The sequence below is a fragment of the Jiangella muralis genome, from assembly GCF_001270745.1.
Taxonomy (GTDB): Bacteria; Actinomycetota; Actinomycetes; order Jiangellales; family Jiangellaceae; genus Jiangella; species Jiangella muralis.
On sequence record NZ_KQ434760.1, the window covers coordinates 102712 to 116766 of the forward strand.

Consider the following 14055-nt stretch of genomic DNA (forward strand, 5'->3'; position numbering starts at 1 on the left):
GACGGGGAACCGGCACCCGCGACGCCTCACCCCGCCGCACCGGCGGCCTCCTCCAGGTAGGGCCGCAGCCGCTCCAGCGCGTACGGGACGGACAGCGGCGACGGCGTGTTCAGCCCGACGATGGCCGGGTAGTCGAGGACGGCGACGGTCCCGGGCAGCTGGTCGAAGCCGGGGATGTCGGCGAGGTCGCTCTCGTCGCCGCCGTTGACGAGGAACGCCAGCAGGTCGGCGCGCAGCAGGTCCGAACGCTCCGGGCTGACCATGATCCGGGTGTCGCCGGTCGCCTCGCCCTCGTCGCGGACCGGCGCGTACATCACCATGCCGAGCTGCCGGAAGAACCCGCTTGACCCGTCCTGCTCGTCGGCCACGACGTAGAGCGAGTCGCCGACAACGTACTGCGCCAGCGAGAAGGTCTTGCCGGCCAGCCCGGGCAGCGCGCCGGCGACCGCCGCCACCTCGCCGTCGACCTCCTCGATGACCTCCTCGGCCCGGTCCGGCTCGCCGAGGAGCTCCCCCGCCGTCCGCACCAGGTCCTGCCACGGCGTCACCTGCAGCGGGTCCTCGCCGGCGATGGTCGGCGCGATGCCGGACAGCTGGTCGTAGACGCCCTGGTCGGCGATCGTGTAGCTGCCGAGGATGAGGTCGGGCTGCAGCTCGGCGATCCGCTCGATCGGCGGGCCGTCGTCCAGCGGCAGCGGCTCGGCGTCGCCGGGCAACTCCTGCCACGGCACGCCGGACTCCGGCATGAACGCGTCGACGGCGTACCCGACCGGCTCGGCACCCAGCGCCAGCATGACGTCGGTCCACTGCAGGTCGAGCGTGACGATGCGCTGCGGCACGCCGGTGATCTCCGTGCTGCCGAACTGGTGCTCGACGGTGACGGTACCGGCCGTACCGGCGGCCGGCGCGGCGTCGCCGTCGCCGTCACCGCCCCCACAACCGGCCAGAACGACGGCGAGGCCGAGCACAAAGGGCGCGATTCTCATGAGGCGACCCTAACTTAGGGCCGCCTAACCAAATATACCCGTCTCATGACCATCATGGGTATCCACAGGCGACGACATGGGACTGGTGCGACGGCGCCGGGTCGCGCAGGCTGGCAGGCGTGGATCTCGACGACCTGATCGCCGTTCAGCACGGTGTGCTGAGTCGTGCTCAGGCGCACGCGTGCGGCCTGACCGACCGCCGCATCGAGTGGCTGGTCGCGTCGGGGCGGTGGCGGCGCGTTCACCTCGGCGTGTACGCGGCGTTCACGGGTCCGCCGACGTTCGAGGCGCGGGTGTGGGCGGCGATCCTGCGCGCCGGGCCGGGCGCGGTGGCCAGTCACCGCACCGCCGCCTACCTCGACGGCCTGTGCGACGACGCCGGTCCGGTCATCCACGTCACCGCGCCCGCCGAACGGCACGTCCGCACCAAGATCGACGGCGTCCGCGTCCACTACGCACACCGACTGCCGCACTCCCGGCACCCGTCCAAGAACCCGCCACGCACCCGCCTCGACGACACCGTCCTCGACCTCGTCGACGTCGCACCCCACCCACGCGACGCCGAAGGCTGGGTCACCGCCGCCTGCCAACGCCGCCTCACCACCCCCGAACGACTCGCCGACACCCTCGGACGGCGCAAGAAGATCCGCTGGCGACCCATGACCGAAGCCATGCTCGCCGACGTCACCGACGGAGCACAGTCGCCGCTGGAGCTGCGCCACCTGCGCCGAGTCGAACGCGCCCACAGCCTGCCCACCGGCCACCGCCAACAACGCATCACCGGCCACCGCGTGACCTGGATCGACGTCGACTACCCGCCCTACCACCTCCGCGTCGAACTCGACGGACGCCTCGGCCACACCGGCGAGGGCCGGTTCCGTGACCACCACCGCGACAACCACGCCACCATCGACGGCCACGCCACCCTCCGCTACGGCCACGCCGACATCTACGCCAACCCCTGCACCGTCGCCGCCGAACACGCCCACGTCCTCACCGCCCGCGGCTGGACCGGCACCGTCCGCTCCTGCCGGCCCGGCTGCAGCGCCCCATGATCATCGGCGATCGACCACACTATGACGTGGTGGATCGCCGATGATCATGGGCCGAACGCCGTCAGGAAGATGCGGACCGCGTCGGCGACGTGCCGGCGCAACTCGTCGTCGCCTGGGACTGCGGCGTCGCCGAGCATCATGGCCCGGTTCAGCGGCGCGGCCATGACCAGCCAGTTGAACCACTCGGCCGCGGCGGCGGGCTCGGCGCCGGTGAGCAGCCCGCGCTCGTCCAGCACCTCGAACATCGCCGTGAGCTCGCCGATCGCCCGCTGCGGGCCGCGCTCGTAGAGCACCTTCGCCAGCTCCGGGAACCGGCCCACCTCGCCGATGACCAGGCGGCGCAGCTGCAGCAGCTCGGGCTCGGTGACGATGCGCAGCTGCCGCTCGGCGAACGCGCGCAGGTACGCCTCCAGCTCGGCGTCGTCGCCCAGTTCGGGGCGCTCGTGGTGGACGCGGTCGCCGGCGTCGCCGGTCATCGAGCCGACGATCTCGACGAACAGCGCCTCCTTGCTGCCGAAGTGCGTGTAGACGGTCTGCTTCGACACCCCGGACCGGGACGCGATGAGGTCCATGTTCGTGCCGAGGTAGCCGTTGCTGAGGAACACCTCGCGGGCGGCGCGGAGGATCGCCCGGTGCTTCTCGTCGGACCTCGCCCACGGCCGAGCGCCGGTCTGCGCCATCGGCGCTCCCTCCTCGCGGATCAACCCTGGCCGGATCGACCTGTTGACGTCATCATACTGGACAGTCTAGTCTGACCACACTGGACGGTCCAGTTTGAACGAAACCGGAGGTGAGAGCGGTGTCCGCTACCGCAACCGAGACCGGCCCGATCGACGTCAGGTTCGGCGCCACGCTCACGCAGGGCGGCGTCAACGCGCCGGACAGCTGGACGGTCGTCGTCATGGCCGACTCCGCGCGGGTGTTCGGCACCCGGCAGCCGGTGAAGGTCGCCGGCACCATGGACGGTCACCCGTTCGAGGCCACGCTGCTGCCGCTGGGCGACGGGACGCACATCGTCCCGGTCAAGGCGGCCGTGCGGAAGGCCATCGGCAAGGGCGCCGGCGACGACGTCACCATCCACCTCCAGCACCGCCGCTGATTCCGAAGGAGCACGTCATGACCGAGTACGTCACCACCGCCCTGGGCGACCGCGTCGCCTTCGACCGCTACGGCGACGGCCCCGGGCTGGTCTTCGTCGCCGGCGCCGGCCCGTTCCGCGCCATCGACCCGGTCACCACCGCGACCGCCGAGCTGGCGGCCGAGCAGGGCCTGGCCACGATCGTCTACGACCGCATCGGCCGCGGCGAGAGCGAGACCACGAACACCCCCATCGGCCTGGACCGCGAGTTCGCCGCGCTGCGCGCGCTGATGGACCTCCTCGGCGGCAAGGCCGCGCTGTGCGGGCACTCGTCCGGCTGCTCGATCTCGCTGGCCGCGGCCGCGAACGGGCTCCCGGTGACGGCGTTGGCGCTGTGGGAGGCGCCGATCGCGCCGGTCGGCACCGTCGCCGAGTGGATCGGCGAGGTGGAGCGGCGCATGGACGCGGGCGACTTCGACGGCGCGCTGACCCACTACATGAAGGACATGCCGCCGGAGTGGCTGGCCGAGGCCAAGAAGGACCCGATGTACGACATGTTCGCCGCCCAGGTGGTCAGCTACCGCGCCGACGGCGAGTCGCTGGTCTGGGCCGACTCCGGGCCGCAGGCCGAGCTGTTCGCGAACGTCCGAGTGCCGACCGAGTTCCTGCTCGGCGAGAAGACGTTCGACGAGATGCACGCGGCCGCCGCGTCGGTGCTGGCCACCATCCCGGGCAGCGTCAAGAAGGAAATGCCGGGCGCCGACCACACCTGGGACGTCGCGCCGATGGCGGCCGAACTGGCGCGGTTCGTGACGTCGGCCTGACGGCGGCGGCGTCAGGCCGGGCGGGTCGCCTCCTCCAGCAGCTCCAGCACGTGCCGGTACGGCTTGCCGGTGGCGCGGGTCATGCCCAGTTCGCAGGTGCGGTTGCAGGACGCGTACCCGTCGGCCTCCCCCAGCGCGGCGACGGTGGCCGCCTCGGCCTCGGTCGCGCCACGGGTCAGCTCGGGGTGCAGCAGGCCGCGGTCGCCGGCGAAGCCGCAGCAGCCCCAGTTCGAGGGCACGACGGCCTCGCGGGCGACGGCCGCGCCGAGGGCGGCGAGGTCGTCGACGTCGCCCAGGTGGACGCTCGCGCAGGTCGGGTGCAGGACGACGCGGTCCAGCCGGCGGTCGTCGGCGACCGGCGCGAGCCGCGGCAGCACCGACGACCGGACGAACGCCACGGCGTCGACGACCGTCACCCGCTCCCACTTCGCCGCGTCGGGCGCAGGCAGGGAGGACGCCAGCCCGGCCAGCCCGTGCGAGCAGGACGACGCGTCGGCGACGACCGGCAGCCGGCCGTCGTCGGTGAGCGGCCAGAGCGCGGCGAACACCTGCTGCGCCATGACGGCGGCGCCCACCGTCAGCCCCTTCGACGCCCACGGCGTGCCGCAGCACAGCGACGGCGTCCGCTCGGCGATCGCCACCGCCACGCCGGCCCGCGCCGCCAGCGCGAGGAACGCCGCGGTGACGCCGTCGCCGTCACCCTCGGGGGCGAACAGCGCGCCGATGCAGGCCGGGAAGTACACCGCCTCGGCCGCGTGCGGCACTGGCCACGACGACGACGGCCGCGGCCGGCCGGGGCCCGGCAGCGAGCCGTCCGCCGCCGGGATCCACTCGGTCCCGAACACGGCCCTGGCCAGCGACGACGCACCTGACACGACGGGGCCGGGCACCACCGACGCGACCCGCAGGCCGGCCCGGGCGGCGGTGACGCCGGCGCCCCAGTGCCGGGCGGCGGTCTTCCCGGCCCGCTGCGCGACCGGGCCCAGCGACTCCGCCCGGCGGGCCTTCATCGCCTGGCCGGTGTCGATCTGCACCGGGCAGGCCGTGACGCAGAGCGAGTCGGCGGCGCACGTCTGCACGGCGTCGTAGCGGTACGCCTGCTCCAGCTCGGCCCGCACCTCGGGGGTGGCGACGGCGATCTCGCGCAGCAGCGCGATCCGCTGCCGGGGCGTCGTCGTGACCCCGCGCGACGGGCAGACCGGCTCGCAGTAACCGCAGTCGACGCAGGTGTCGAGCGCGGGGTCGACGGGCGGGACGGTCTTGAGGTGGCGCAGGTGCGCCCGCGGGTCCTCGTCCAGGACGACCCCGGGCGCCAGCACGCCGCGCGGGTCGCACAGCTCCTTCACCTCGCGCATGACGGCGTACAGCTCGTCGCCGTACTGGCGGCGCACGTACGGCGCCATGATGCGGCCGGTGCCATGCTCGGCCTTGAGCGAGCCGTCGGCGCCGAGCACGAGGTCGACGAGGTCCTCGGTGAACGCCGCGTAGGCGTCCAGCTCGCGCGGGTCGTCGAGCCGCGGGGTGATCATGAAGTGCAGGTTGGCGTCGCGGGCGTGGCCGAAGATGACGGCGTCGCCGTACGCGTACCGGTCGAACAGCCCCTGCAGGTCGCGCACGGCCGGCCCGAGCGCGGGCGCCGGGACGACGATGTCCTCCAGCAGCGCGGTCGTCCCCTGCGGCCGGGCGCCGGCGACCGTCGCGTAGAGGCCCTTGCGGACGTGCCAGGCGGCGGCTCGCTGCCCCGGGTCGGTGGACAGCCCGCCGGGCGCGGTCAGCGGCAGCCGCTGGATGACCGCGCCGACGTCACCGGCCAGCGCGACCAGCTCGGCCGCCGACTCGGCCGCCACCTCGACCAGCAGTGCGGTGTGCTGCTCGATCCGCAGCGACCGGATCGTCTCCGGCGCCCGCGGGTCGGCCGCGGCGACCCGCAGCGACGTGGAGTCCATCAGCTCGACGGCGCCCGCACCGGCGCCGACCAGCGCGGGCAGCGCCGCGATGGCGGCGTCCAGGCGGTCGAACACGAGCAGCGCGGTCGCGACGTGTGGCAGCACCGGCAGCGTGTCGAACGTCGCCGACGCGACGAACGCCAGCGTCCCCTCCGACCCGACCACCAGGTGCGCCAGCAGGTCGGCCGGGCGGTCGTGGTCGAGGAACGCGTTGAGGCCGTAGCCCATGGTGTTCTTCATCGAGAACTGGTGCTCGATGCGCCCGCGCAGCACGGCGTCGGCACGCAGCCGGTCGCGCAGCCGGACCAGGCCCGCGTGCAGCTCGGGCTCCAGGGCGGCCAGCCGGCCGTCGGCGTCCGGCTCGGCGGTGTCGAGGTACGTACCGCTGGGCAGCACCAGCTCCAGCCCGGCCAGCGTGCGGTACGCCGTCGCCGTCGTCGAGCTGGTCATGCCGGAGGAGTTGTTCGCGACGACGCCGCCGACGGTGCAGGCGGCCTCGCTGGCCGGGTCCGGCCCGAGCCGGCGGCCGTACGGCGCCAGCGCGGCGTTGACCCGGCGCACGACCGCGCCCGGCTCGGCCCGCACCCGCACCCGCACGCCGTCGTCGTCGTCGAGCACCGTCACGGCGCCGAAGTGCCGCCGGGTGTCGACGAGGACGGCGTCGGTGCCGGCCTGGCCGGACAGGCTGGTCCCGCCGGAGCGGAACGTCAGCGCGACGCCGTCGCGGTGCGCGGTCGCGAGCAGTGCGGCCACCTCGGGCACCGACGCCGGCGTCACCACCGCGGCCGGCGTCAGCAGATAGTGCGACGCGTCGTGCGCCATCCGGGCCCGGTCCGCGATGCGGTCACTGACCTGGGCCGATCCGACCGCGGCTCGCAACGCGTCGACGTCGATGACGGGGGTCACGAGGCGAACCTACCGGTGTGGCCTGACCACGCGTGCGGCGGTCCCTCCCGCCGTCGGCCCGGGGTCGCCCCGGACTCGGCTCAGCCGCGGACGAGGTCGCGGGCCCGCGCGGGTGCGTCGGCGTGGTCGTCGCGTTCGTGGATGACGTGGCGGACGCCGCGGAGGCGGGCCAGTTCGCGGCCCATGCGGGCCGCCGTCTCCTTGGTGCCCGCGCTGACGATGAGGCGGTCACCGTCCTCGAAGACGTTGGCCCACCGGTCGCCCCGTGGCACCGTGTGGATGTCCCCTGCAGCCATGCCGACCCCCTGCTTTTCCGCGCTCACCACCATCGTCGTCCCGGAGCGGGGCCGCGCGCTGGCCTTTCGTCGACCTTTGCCGGTCCGTTCGGCAAACATGGTCGTCACCTGCGGCAGGTGTCGAGGGCGTCCTTCGTGGGTATCGGCAGGTACGTCCAGGAGATCACCACCGTCTGGATTGGTCGGTAGCATGGCATCCCTGAGCTCGAGACGACCGCTCGGCGCGGGCGGAGTGGGGGGCGCATGAACACGCCGGCGCGGCCGAAGCCGTCCGACCCCGAGTGGGACGGCGACGACCGCGACCTCGACGCCGTCGGGCTGGCGGCGCACTTCACCGAGTATGCGCAGCGCACCGGCATCCCGGCCGGCGACGGTGACGACGACCCTCGCGCTCAGCGGCGGGCCATCGGGGCCTGGCTGGACGAGCTGATCGCCGAGCTCGAGCGCGAAGCCGGCGACGCGCGGCCCTGACGCGGGCCGCGGCGGGGCCCGTCAGCGAGCATCCGCGGGCGGCCGGAGCAGCGCCCGCACCGACGCCGTCACGAGGCCCGGAACGGAGGCGGCGTCGAGGCGGCCGGCCCGCGCCTCCTCCGCCGCACCCTTAAGCAGGTAGTGGGAGGCACTGACCAGCCAGCCGATCGGGAGGTCGGCGCGGAACGCGCCGGAACCCTGGCCGCGCCGGATCAGCTCCTCCAGCCGGGCCGCCGGCGCGCCGTGCAGCTGCCGCACCCGTCCCGGCGGCAATACCTCCTGCGCGGCCGCGAGCAGCGACGACGACTCCGCGACCAACGACCAGCTGGACGCCAGCAGCCGGTCCAGCGCGGCGGCCGGGTCGCCGGCGAGGTCGATGGCGGAGAGCGTGCGCTCACCGTCGGCCAGGGCGTCGACCAGGGCCGCCTCGACCAGCTCGGCCCGGTTCGGGAAGTGGCCGTAGAGCGTCATGCGGCCCACGCCGGCGGCCGCTGCGATCTCGTCGATCGTCGCCGCGGGGTCGCGTCCGAGCAGCTCACGGGCGGCCGCGACGATGCGGGCGATGCTGCGCTCGGCGTCGGCGCGGCGGCGGGTCCGGGTCGTCATGAAGAAATCTTAGCTCGTACGGGAATATACGAGTTAACCGCCTCCGTTCCCTAGTTCGTACTTCTACATACGAGTTAAGGAGGCCGGATCATGACGCACGACGAGACGACGACGGCGGCGGTCGCGCCGCACCCCTGGCGCTGGCGGATCCTGGGCTTCCTCGGGGTCGCCCAGCTGATGCTGATCCTCGACGTCACCGTCGTGGCCATCGCGCTGCCGCAGATCGAGACCGACCTCGGCGCCAGCCGCGAGGCGTTGACCTGGACGGTCAGCGCGTACGCCCTCGCATTCGGCGGGCTGATGCTGCTCGGCGGCCGGCTCGCCGACCTCGTCGGCGCCAAACGGGTCGTGCTCGCGGGCCTGGCGGTGTTCACGACCGCGTCGCTGCTCACCGGCCTGGCCGAATCGTCGGAACTGCTGATCGCCGGGCGCGTCGCCCAGGGCGTCGGGGCCGCGCTGCTGTCGCCGGCGGCGCTGTCGCTGGTCGTCACGCTGTTCGACGGCGACGAGCGCAACCGCGCGCTCGGCGTGTGGTCCGCCCTCGGCGGTGGCGGCGCGGCGCTCGGCGTGCTACTCGGCGGCCTGCTCACCGCGGGCCCGGGCTGGCCGTGGGTGTTCTTCGTGAACGTGCCGATCGGCCTGGTCATCGCGGTCGCGCTGGCTCGCCTGCTGCCCCGTCAGATCGTGCCGGCGCCGCGCGGCCGGCTGGACCTGTTCGGCGCCCTGCTGGTCACGGCGTCGTCCGGCACCCTGATCTACGCGCTCATCCAGGCCGGCGACGGCGGCTGGCTGACGGTGACGACGGGCCTGCTGGTGCTGGTCGCGGCGGCCGGCTACCTGGCGTTCGTGACGTGGCAGCGCCGCGCCGGCGCCCCGCTGATGGACGTCCGCCTGCTGGCCCGGCGGCCGGTGGCGACCGGGACGTTCCTGATCCTGCTGGCGACGGCGCTGATGATCGCGGTGTTCTTCCTCGGCACGTTCTACTTCCAGCACGCGCACTCGTACGGGCCGCTGCGCACGGGCCTGCTGTTCCTGCCGGTCGCGCTGGCCACGATGGTGGGCGCCCAGCTCACCGGACGGTCCATCGCCACGCTCGGCGCCCGGCGGCTCGGGGTGATCGGCCTGCTGGTGGCGGCCGCCGGCATGACGGTGCCCGCGCTCTGGCTGCACCCGGCGGCGGTCGTGGCCGGGGTGTCCGTCGGCGCGGCCGGCACCGGCGCCATCTTCGTCGTCGCGTCGGCGACGGCGCTCGGCCAGGTCGCGCCGCACGAGGCGGGCGTCGCGTCGGGCATCGTCAGCACGTTCCACGAGTTCGGCGCCGCCAGCGGCGCGGCCGTCGTCTCCAGCGTGGCCGCCGCCAGCATCGTCGGCGACACGCTGGACGGCTTCACCAACGCGTTCATCGTGGCCGCCGTCGCCGCGGCCGCGGCCGCGGTGGTCGCGGCGGTGATCACCCCGCGCCCGCAGGGCTGACGGCCCGGGGCTGCTCGCCCTCAGAGACTGTGGGCGAGCAGCTCCAGCCCGATGATGACCAGGCCGAGAACGACCTCGGCGAACAGCACGACGGCCCGCTGCCACGTCGCCAGCCGGGCCCGGCGGGCGGCGAGGTAGCCGATGGCGGCGAGGGCCGCGACCAGGGCGATGCTGGACGCGCGGAGGGCGGTCTCGATCTCCCACACGTCCGCGACGGCCAGGCCGATGAACACGGCCGGCAGCACCAGGGCGCCCAGCGCGCCGAAGCTGACCCGGGCCATGTGCCGCAGCTCGGACCGCACCGGCAGCGACTCGTGGACGGCGATGTGCGACACGATGTCGGCGACGAGCACGGCGAGGACGGTGCCGATGACGACGACGGCGAGCGACACCGCGGCCTCGCCGGCCGACACCGCGTGAGCGCGCAACGCCAGGACGACGGCGAGCGCGGTGAAGGTGATGTAGATGCGCTCCTTGAGGATGTCGGCGCGCTGGCCGGGCGGCAACTCGTCGTCGCGGCCCGGCTCGAGGCTCATCGTGCCAGCGTAGCGGCGCGGGCGGCGGCCACCTCGTGTCCGCGCGGCGTCGTCGGGAAGTCGTCCAGCAGCGCCCGCAGCTCGCCGGCGTCGACGTTCGCGCCGAAGACAGGGCTGAACGGCTCCATCCGCACCCCCTCGGCCAGCGGCCCGGCCACCACCGGGTCGAAGCCGAGCGCGTCGACGATCGCCGCCGCGCTCTCGACGTCGGCGGAGGCGTCGCCCGCGACGGCGATGGCCTTGCGATCCGCCGCGCCGGCGGGCCGCGAGCCGTCCTCGAGGTCGTGGTAGCCCATGTGGTTGAACGCCTTGACCACCCGCGACTCCGGCAGGAACGCCCGCACCAGCTCGCTGGACGACGTCCGCGGGTCGATGAGGTCGTCGCGGCCGCCGTCGACCTCCCACCAGTAGTTCATCGCGTCGAGCACGAGCTTGCCGCGCAGCGCGCCGGCCGGGATCGTCCGGTATTTCCCCAGCGGCAGTGCCAGCACGACGACGTCCGCCTCCTCGGCGGCCTGACGAGCGGTGACGGCGACCGCGCCGGGCGTGACGACGTCGACGATGAGCGCGATCCGCTCGACCGCGCCCGAGCCGGCGATCAGCACCCGGTACCCGGCGGCGACGGCGAGCCGGGCCAGCACCGTGCCGACCTTGCCGGCCCCCAGGATCCCGATGGTCGTCACGAGCCGGCCACCAGGTCGCGGACCAGCGGGACGACCTTCGACCCGTACAGCTCGACGGCGCGCAGCCGCGCGCTCACCGGCTGCGAGCCGGCGGTGTAGATGAGGTCGAACCGGCCGACGCCGAGGGTCTGGACGGCGCCGGCGATCTTGCGGGCGACCGTCTCCGGCGAGCCGACGTAGAGCGAGCCGTGCTCGATCTCCTGCTCGAACTCGCGCGGGGTGATCGGCGGCCAGCCGCGCTCGCGGCCGATGCGGTCGCGGTTCACCTTGTACCGCGGGTAGTAGACCTCCCTGGCCTCCTCGTCGGTGTCGGCGACGAAGCCCGGCGAGTGCATGCCGACGGGGTGCGCGTCGGTGCCGAACTGGCCGGCCGCGCGCCGGTAGAGGTCGAGGTAGGGCGCGAACCGGTCCGGCGCCCCGCCGATGATCGCGAGCATCAGCGGCAGGCCGTAGTAGGCGGTGCGGACGACGGACTGCGGGGTGCCGCCGACGCCGACCCAGGTGGTCAGCCGGCCCGACTCGGTCTTCGGGAACACGTCGGCGCCCTCCAGCGCGGCCCGCGTCGTGCCGCTCCAGGTCACCGGCTTCTCGTCGAGTAGTTGTGTGAACAGCTGCAGTTTCTCCTCGAACAGCTGGTCGTAGTCGGCGAGGTCGTACCCGAACAGCGGGAACGACTCGGTGAACGAGCCGCGGCCCAGGATCACCTCGGCCCGGCCGCTGGAGAGGGCGTCGACGGTGGCGAAACGCTGGAACACCCGGACCGGGTCGTCCGAGCTCAAGACCGTCACGCCCGATCCGAGCCGGATGGACGACGTGCGCGCCGCGATGGCGGCCAGCACCGTCTCCGGCGTCGAGATCGAGTAGTCGGGACGGTGGTGCTCGCCCAGCGCGATCGCGTCGACGCCGAGGTCGTCGGCGAGGACGGCCTCGTCGACGACCTGGCGGATCGCCGCCGCATGGCTGACGGGTACGCCGTCGTCGCCCTCCGGCACGTCGCCGAAGGTGTCCAGTCCGAACGCGATGTCACTCATGCCGTCCACAACATTGATGACATGTCAACTATTTCCCGCGGTGCACCGGGCCGCCGCCGGGCTCCTGTGGGCGGGATGACGATGTCCCGGCGGCGGGGTCCGTGAGCCCCCGGTCGCGGCCCTGGTCCGGCTCTCGCACCGCGCGACCGGGGGACGGAGACCCGGGATGCCTCTCGAATGGACCCGGGTCACGGGCAGCGGGTGCGGATTCCCCCGACTCGTCGCACTGCTGCTACGGCACCGTAAACCGCGCCACTCGCTGCCGGAACAGGAAGGCCGCGCAACCTTGCGCATTCCGGGCAGATCGTGCGTACGCTGGGGCAGCAGGGCCGGGCAGACCCGGGAGTGCCCATGGGGAACGACGCCGCAACGGTGCCGATCGAACGCTCCATGGTGGTCGCGCGCACCATGAACGAGTCGGCCGAGGTCATCCGCCAGCTCTACGTCGGCCACGAGCCGCGCCTCGGCCGCGACCACGCGGGGACGGAGTTCCGGGTCGTGTCGGCGCGCGCGGCGATCCGAGCAGGCCCGCTCGGCGCCGACCGCGTCCACGTCACCGTCAACTTCCGCACCGCCACCGAGCCGTTCGGCTACCTGTTCGCGATGTCCGTCGTGCACGGCAGGTTCACGGCGTCCGCGGGCGGCGAGGAGCGGCAGGCCGTCGCCGGCGACTCCGTGCTGTTCCCGCCCGGCGCGCCGGTGACCGCCCGATGGGCCGACCTCGACGCCGGGATCCTCCGGCTGCCGGTGTCGTGCGCCGCCGACCTCGCCGCGGAACGGTTCGGCATCGACCCCGCCGATCTGCGGTTCGAGTCGATGGCGCCGGTGACGCCGCGGCTCGGGCAGTACTTCCGCAACGTGTGCACGGTGGTCGGCCGCGAGCTGATGGCCGACGACTCCGCGGCGGCGCACCCGCTGGTCGCCGAGGAACTGGCGCGCAGCGCGGCCGCCGCGGCGCTGGCCACCTTCCCGAACACGACGATGACCGTCGCCCACTCCCCCGGCCCGGGCTACGTCGCGCCGCGGGCCGTGCGCCGGGCGGCGGCGTACATCGAGCTGCACGCCGCCGCGCCGATCACGCTGACCGACATCGCCGCGGCCGCCGGGGTCGGCGCCCGTGCGCTGCAGTACGCGTTCGCCCGGCACCTGGGCACGACGCCGCTGGCGTACCTGCGCCGGGTGCGGCTCGAACACGCGCACCGGGACCTGCAGGCCGCCGACCCCACGTCCGGCGCGACCGTGGCCGCCGTCGCCGCGTCGTGGGGGTTCGCGAAGCCGGGCCGGTTCGCCATGGACTACCGGCAGCAGTACGGGCAGGCGCCGAGCCGGACGCTGCGCACCTGACCGGCCGCGTCAGTCCGTGAGGCACATGCCGTTGCACTTGTACGCCCACAGGTCACCGCAGCCATCTGAAGTGCGGCAGTTCCACATCCCGCGGCGGCAGGGGTAGCCGTGGCACCAGACGCTGTACGTACTGCAGTCGCAGTCCGGCGCCCGGGCCGCCAGCGCCGCGCTGCCGTCGTCCGGCCCGAGCGTACCCAGCAGGGCGTACGCGTCCTGCTCGCCGAACGCGGCGACGGCGTCGTCGTGCAGGTCGCGCAGGGCGCCGTCCGGACGACCGTCCGGGTCATGGACCGCCGGGTCGGCGGCGAGCGCGACCGCGGTGTCGATCACGGCGCGCTGCGCCGCCGACAGCCCGGTCCGGGCCGCGCCGAACCGGGTGAGGTGCTCCACCCAGAGCGTGCCGCGCACGGCCGCCGGGTGCGCGGCGTAGATGGCCCGCCGGTACGCCATCGGGTAGGCGGCGAACGCGTCGTAGCCGGCCGGCAGCGCCTCGTGGTGGGCGTCCACCCAGGCCTGCGCGGCGGTGCAGGTGCGCTCGGCGAACGCGGGCGTCTTGCCCGCGACCACCATGCCGGCCGCGACCACCGCACCCGCACCCAGCCGCAGGAACCCGGCCCGGTCGATGATGCCCGGACGGTCCAGCGGATGACCGGCCGCCTCCCGGCGCAGCCGGCCCAGCGCCCGCAGCACCCCCGCCGACGTACGCAGGCCCAGCCGGCGGGCCAGCGGGACGGCCAGCCGGGCACCGGTCCACGCACGCACCGCGTCACCATCGACACGCAGCAGCGTCGGCGCCCACTCCGGGTCGCCCGCACGGCGC

The 14055-nt window shown here is 74.1% G+C and carries 15 protein-coding genes; 6 read left to right on the forward strand and 9 right to left on the reverse strand.

Annotated features, from left to right (window positions below; genetic code table 11):
• Window positions 1-26: 26 nt before the first annotated feature.
• Window positions 27-986 carry an ABC transporter substrate-binding protein gene (locus tag ACW62_RS17855; RefSeq protein ID WP_083459878.1) on the reverse strand — a complete coding sequence of 320 codons (960 nt, stop codon included), beginning with the start codon at window positions 984-986 and terminating at the stop codon, window positions 27-29.
• A gap of 119 nt (window positions 987-1105) precedes the next feature.
• Between ACW62_RS17855 and ACW62_RS17860 the strand changes: the two genes are divergently transcribed.
• The gene (locus ACW62_RS17860) at window positions 1106-2041 is read left to right on the forward strand and encodes a type IV toxin-antitoxin system AbiEi family antitoxin domain-containing protein (protein ID WP_053205473.1); all 936 of its coding nucleotides are present in this window, start codon (window positions 1106-1108) and stop codon (window positions 2039-2041) included.
• Window positions 2042-2085: 44 nt separating this feature from the next.
• On the opposite strand, the gene ACW62_RS17865 is transcribed toward ACW62_RS17860, so the two are convergent.
• Window positions 2086-2721 carry a TetR/AcrR family transcriptional regulator gene (locus ACW62_RS17865; RefSeq protein WP_053205474.1) on the reverse strand — a complete coding sequence of 212 codons (636 nt, stop codon included), beginning with the start codon at window positions 2719-2721 and terminating at the stop codon, window positions 2086-2088.
• Window positions 2722-2840: 119 nt separating this feature from the next.
• Here ACW62_RS17865 and ACW62_RS17870 point away from each other — a divergent pair, with 119 nt between their 5' ends.
• Window positions 2841-3140: a DUF1905 domain-containing protein gene (locus ACW62_RS17870; protein WP_053205475.1), complete on the forward strand. Its 300-nt coding sequence runs from the start codon at window positions 2841-2843 to the stop codon at window positions 3138-3140.
• A gap of 17 nt (window positions 3141-3157) precedes the next feature.
• Window positions 3158-3943 carry an alpha/beta fold hydrolase gene (locus ACW62_RS17875; RefSeq protein ID WP_053205476.1) on the forward strand — a complete coding sequence of 262 codons (786 nt, stop codon included), beginning with the start codon at window positions 3158-3160 and terminating at the stop codon, window positions 3941-3943.
• A gap of 11 nt (window positions 3944-3954) precedes the next feature.
• On the opposite strand, the gene ACW62_RS17880 is transcribed toward ACW62_RS17875, so the two are convergent.
• Both ACW62_RS17880 and ACW62_RS34790 read right to left on the reverse strand, forming a co-directional pair.
• Window positions 3955-6795, reverse strand: coding sequence for an FAD-binding and (Fe-S)-binding domain-containing protein (locus ACW62_RS17880; RefSeq protein WP_053205477.1), 2841 nt, complete (start codon window positions 6793-6795; stop codon window positions 3955-3957).
• A gap of 80 nt (window positions 6796-6875) precedes the next feature.
• Entirely contained in the window at window positions 6876-7091 is a 216-nt protein-coding gene (locus ACW62_RS34790; protein WP_053205478.1) for a DUF2188 domain-containing protein, read from the reverse strand.
• 243 nt (window positions 7092-7334) lie between these two features.
• Between ACW62_RS34790 and ACW62_RS17890 the strand changes: the two genes are divergently transcribed.
• Window positions 7335-7562: a hypothetical protein gene (locus ACW62_RS17890; protein WP_053205479.1), complete on the forward strand. Its 228-nt coding sequence runs from the start codon at window positions 7335-7337 to the stop codon at window positions 7560-7562.
• Window positions 7563-7583: 21 nt separating this feature from the next.
• Here ACW62_RS17890 and ACW62_RS17895 read toward each other — a convergent pair whose 3' ends face one another.
• The gene (locus tag ACW62_RS17895) at window positions 7584-8168 is read right to left on the reverse strand and encodes a TetR/AcrR family transcriptional regulator (protein ID WP_053205480.1); all 585 of its coding nucleotides are present in this window, start codon (window positions 8166-8168) and stop codon (window positions 7584-7586) included.
• Between the two features lie 90 nt (window positions 8169-8258).
• On the opposite strand from ACW62_RS17895, the gene ACW62_RS17900 reads away from it, so the two are divergent.
• Window positions 8259-9641: an MFS transporter gene (locus ACW62_RS17900; RefSeq protein ID WP_053205481.1), complete on the forward strand. Its 1383-nt coding sequence runs from the start codon at window positions 8259-8261 to the stop codon at window positions 9639-9641.
• A gap of 20 nt (window positions 9642-9661) precedes the next feature.
• On the opposite strand, the gene ACW62_RS17905 is transcribed toward ACW62_RS17900, so the two are convergent.
• The 3 genes from ACW62_RS17905 to ACW62_RS17915 are packed head-to-tail and all read right to left on the reverse strand — an operon-like array spanning window position 9662 to window position 11891.
• Complete coding sequence (locus ACW62_RS17905) at window positions 9662-10177, reverse strand: hypothetical protein (RefSeq protein ID WP_053205482.1); 516 nt, start codon at window positions 10175-10177, stop codon at window positions 9662-9664.
• On the reverse strand, window positions 10174-10860 hold the full coding sequence (locus ACW62_RS17910; protein WP_053205483.1) for an NADPH-dependent F420 reductase: 687 nt from the start codon (window positions 10858-10860) through the stop codon (window positions 10174-10176). Before ACW62_RS17910 ends, ACW62_RS17905 begins: the two co-directional genes overlap by 4 nt.
• Window positions 10857-11891 carry an LLM class flavin-dependent oxidoreductase gene (locus ACW62_RS17915; RefSeq protein ID WP_053205495.1) on the reverse strand — a complete coding sequence of 345 codons (1035 nt, stop codon included), beginning with the start codon at window positions 11889-11891 and terminating at the stop codon, window positions 10857-10859. Before ACW62_RS17915 ends, ACW62_RS17910 begins: the two co-directional genes overlap by 4 nt.
• A 351-nt stretch (window positions 11892-12242) precedes the next feature.
• On the opposite strand from ACW62_RS17915, the gene ACW62_RS34110 reads away from it, so the two are divergent.
• The gene (locus tag ACW62_RS34110) at window positions 12243-13235 is read left to right on the forward strand and encodes an AraC family transcriptional regulator (RefSeq protein WP_169792078.1); all 993 of its coding nucleotides are present in this window, start codon (window positions 12243-12245) and stop codon (window positions 13233-13235) included.
• 9 nt (window positions 13236-13244) lie between these two features.
• On the opposite strand, the gene ACW62_RS35305 is transcribed toward ACW62_RS34110, so the two are convergent.
• The coding region (locus ACW62_RS35305; RefSeq protein WP_205629434.1) for a bacteriocin fulvocin C-related protein at window positions 13245-14055 on the reverse strand (811 nt) is incomplete at its 5' end.